Source organism: Trichloromonas sp. (assembly GCF_034006665.1).
In the GTDB taxonomy this organism is placed as follows: Bacteria; Desulfobacterota; Desulfuromonadia; order Desulfuromonadales; family Trichloromonadaceae; genus Trichloromonas.
The window spans coordinates 1-2,936 of sequence record NZ_JAVESI010000093.1 but is presented as its reverse complement, the minus strand read 5'-3'; the positions used below and the strand labels follow the sequence as shown (position 1 = coordinate 2,936).

At 54.3% G+C, this 2,936-nt stretch carries 3 protein-coding genes; 2 read left to right on the top strand and 1 reads right to left on the bottom strand.

Features of this window, described 5'->3' with window-relative positions:
• Positions 1 to 242: 242 nt before the first annotated feature.
• A complete protein-coding gene (locus RBR25_RS17595) occupies positions 243 to 656 on the bottom strand; it encodes a hypothetical protein (protein WP_432820846.1) in 414 nt (137 codons plus the stop codon).
• A gap of 593 nt (positions 657 to 1,249) precedes the next feature.
• Here RBR25_RS17595 and RBR25_RS17590 point away from each other — a divergent pair.
• Both RBR25_RS17590 and RBR25_RS17585 read left to right on the top strand, forming a co-directional pair.
• The gene (locus RBR25_RS17590) at positions 1,250 to 2,356 is read left to right on the top strand and encodes a PQQ-dependent sugar dehydrogenase (protein ID WP_432820845.1); all 1,107 of its coding nucleotides are present in this window, start codon (positions 1,250 to 1,252) and stop codon (positions 2,354 to 2,356) included.
• Positions 2,357 to 2,408: 52 nt separating this feature from the next.
• Positions 2,409 to 2,582, top strand: coding sequence for a hypothetical protein (locus RBR25_RS17585; protein WP_432820844.1), 174 nt, complete (start codon positions 2,409 to 2,411; stop codon positions 2,580 to 2,582).
• Positions 2,583 to 2,936 lie beyond the last annotated feature (354 nt).

The window sequence follows — 2,936 nt, the reverse complement described above, 5'->3', positions numbered from 1 at the left end:
TCATCGAAGTGGGGGAACAGCTTCTCCACCGGCAGCCTGTGAAGGATCTCCTCCCGGAACAGATGCGCCCAAGAGGATTCCAGGAGGGCGAGCCGTTTCGGGCCGAGATGCTCAAAGGGATGGAACATGTCGACCTGTTTGTGGTCTTTGACGTGAATCATGGTAGCCCCTCGCAAAGCATTGGAATAGTTGAGGAATATACCATAGGTCGCGTCCCGGCGCAAGAAAAAATTGCAAATAATCTAATGATTTAAGCTAGTTATCAGACCTTCTCTTTTTGCGATGGCATCAAGCTTAATTAGTGATTTTGCTTGAGAGAACGCTATAGCGCCTGCTGCCATAATTGCCGCAGAGCCTATCATCATTGCATTATATTGGATGATTTGAGGGAGCTTCATAGCAATTGAAACCAATATAATACCAACTGAAAAGCATGTGATACCTATAGAAATAAACAATGTTCTAAAGCAAGAGCGAATAAGCTCGACATTACCTTTACTGATTTTTTCCAAGAAGCTTTCTTCATAGTCAAGCTCCGCTATCTTTTGTTCAATTTTCTTCTTTTTTCTCTCGGAATTCTTGTTGTATAGAATTGTTGCTATATACGACCCTATTACCCCAATAACAACACCTATAAGTACTTCACTTGTCTCCATGTTCTCCCCGAATTACGTTTGCATAACATTGGTGATATGTGGAAAAATTTCCACTTATTTTTCTCTATAGGCCGGACAATTTCCAGCGTTTCGGCATATTAACTTTTAAAAATGGAAATCAAAGTCCATTTTTATCATTTTCGGTATTTTCCACGTTTACTCATATTGGTGACTAATCATGGAAAACACCTTTTCATTTCAACCTAACCCTGACCTCAAGCTGAAACTTCATGCCCGCGCCGCACTGACGGCAAAAACAAGACCGTTGCCTTCGATCATGGCGACGGCAAGGTGAAAATTTCGCCATTCACTCAGGCCATCCGGCAAAAAACAAAAAAGCCGCTTTCACCGGCAACTCACCGCTAAAAACGACTTCAACAACCGCGCTGACCCGCTATCCGAACCCATCGGCCATCCTCCTAAAAATCGCAACAAAATAAAAAACTAATGCGACAAACTACCCTCGCCCCCACCCCGCTGTCAAATCTTTTACGCGGCAACGACAAACCCGCCGAACCCTGCGGCCCGGAGCCTTTCTGCTATATTTGATTGGCATCCAGAGGGGGCAAACAGACTCAAAAAAGGGGGCCGGAATGGCGATTCTAAAGTTTCAGGCGGGCTTGACCTTTGGCCTGGTCTTCTTCCTGGCATCGTTCTGGCCGGCGGCCGCCGAAACCGTTGCCGGCGAGCACCACCGTTTTCGAGTGGTGACGGTGGCGGAGGGGTTGGAGCATCCCTGGGGGCTGGCTTTTCTTCCGGACGGCGACATGCTCGTCACCGAGCGGCCGGGGCGCCTGCGTCTCATCCGTCAGGGCCGCCTCGATCCTGAATCCGTCCAGGGTCTGCCGGCCATCGTCGACAAGGGCCAGGGAGGGCTTTTGGACGTGGCCCTGCATCCTGACTTCGCAAAAAACAAGATGATCTATTTTTCTTATGTCGCCGCCGGCGAGGGAGGGATTGGTACCGAGGTCGCCCGAGGCCGTCTGAGCGGTCATCGGCTTGAAGGGGTGGAAACCATTTTCCGCCAGCAACCGAAATCGGGCACCGGCGTTCATTTCGGCTCGCGCCTGGTTTTTGACCGCGCCGGCTATCTCTATATCACCCTCGGCGATCGGGGGCAGATGGCGCGGGCTCAACGGGGGGACGACCACGCCGGTTCGGTGATCCGCCTGCACGATGACGGCCGGGTGCCCGGCGACAATCCCTTCGCGGGGCGTTCCGGGTGGCGGCCGGAGATCTATTCCATCGGCCATCGCAATATGCAGGGGGCGGCCTTGCATCCGCAAACGGGCAAGTTGTGGACCCATGAACACGGCCCGCAAGGCGGGGATGAGATCAACATCGTCCGGGCCGGCAACAACTATGGCTGGCCGGTCATTACCTACGGGGTCAATTATGGCCTGGGCACCCGCATCGGCGAGGGGACGCACCGACAGGGCATGATCCAGCCGCTGCACACCTGGGTACCCACCTCCATCGCGCCGTCGGGCCTAGCCTTTTATGACGGCGAGCGCTTTCCGCGCTGGCGGGGAGATCTCTTTGTTGGCGCCTTGCGCGAACAGATGCTGGTTCGCCTGCGTTTCGACCGACGGCACCCGCCTGGTCGAGGAGGAACATCTGCTCAAAGAAGAGCTCGGACGCATTCGCGACGTGCGCTCCGGGCCGGACCCCCAGCAAATCGAGCACCACGGATCGCGTGAGCATCTGCAGAAAAAAGGAGCGGGCTCTGAAAAGTTTGGCCACGCCGCTCCCGTGAGACTTGTCGAGCCCGAAGATGTACTTCTGGATTCCCGACAAATCACCACCGAGAAGGAGAAACTTGACATCCGTTTCGCTCCCCTGCCCGGCAAGCCCGCCCTGGTCGGCATGATACACGGCCAGTGCCTGCGCAATGGCGGCGGTGGTCGCCGCATGGTCATAGAGTGAAACATCCGACAACGATTTGTATGTCGAGGAGGGAATGCACCAAGTGAACTCTTCGAGCAGCGAGGCCAACGCAGCCGTGTAATGGTCAACCCCCATGTCCAGCGGCAAGCACTCAAGACGTTCGCAGAAGGCCTTGAAGAGCGCGGGGTAGTCCGTCTGCCGGGCCTGTTCCAGAGAGACCGGAAAGGGGTCGTCGGCGAGAGGAACCAGACGATGGCACTTTCCTTTGAGGGTGTAATTTAGTTTGTGTAAATGGTCGTTCCGGGGTACACCAGCCCCCCACCCTCTGAGGAGCCCAAATGGCCATCGAAAAAGAACTTCTTGACCGCCTGTTTGCCGATTTCAACTACACCA

Coding starts and splice junctions, on each gene's coding strand:
- RBR25_RS17595 (WP_432820846.1), bottom strand. CDS start 656: ATGGAGACAAGTGAAGTACTTATAGGTGTTGTTATTGGGGTAATAGGG.
- RBR25_RS17590 (WP_432820845.1), top strand. CDS start 1,250: ATGGCGATTCTAAAGTTTCAGGCGGGCTTGACCTTTGGCCTGGTCTTC.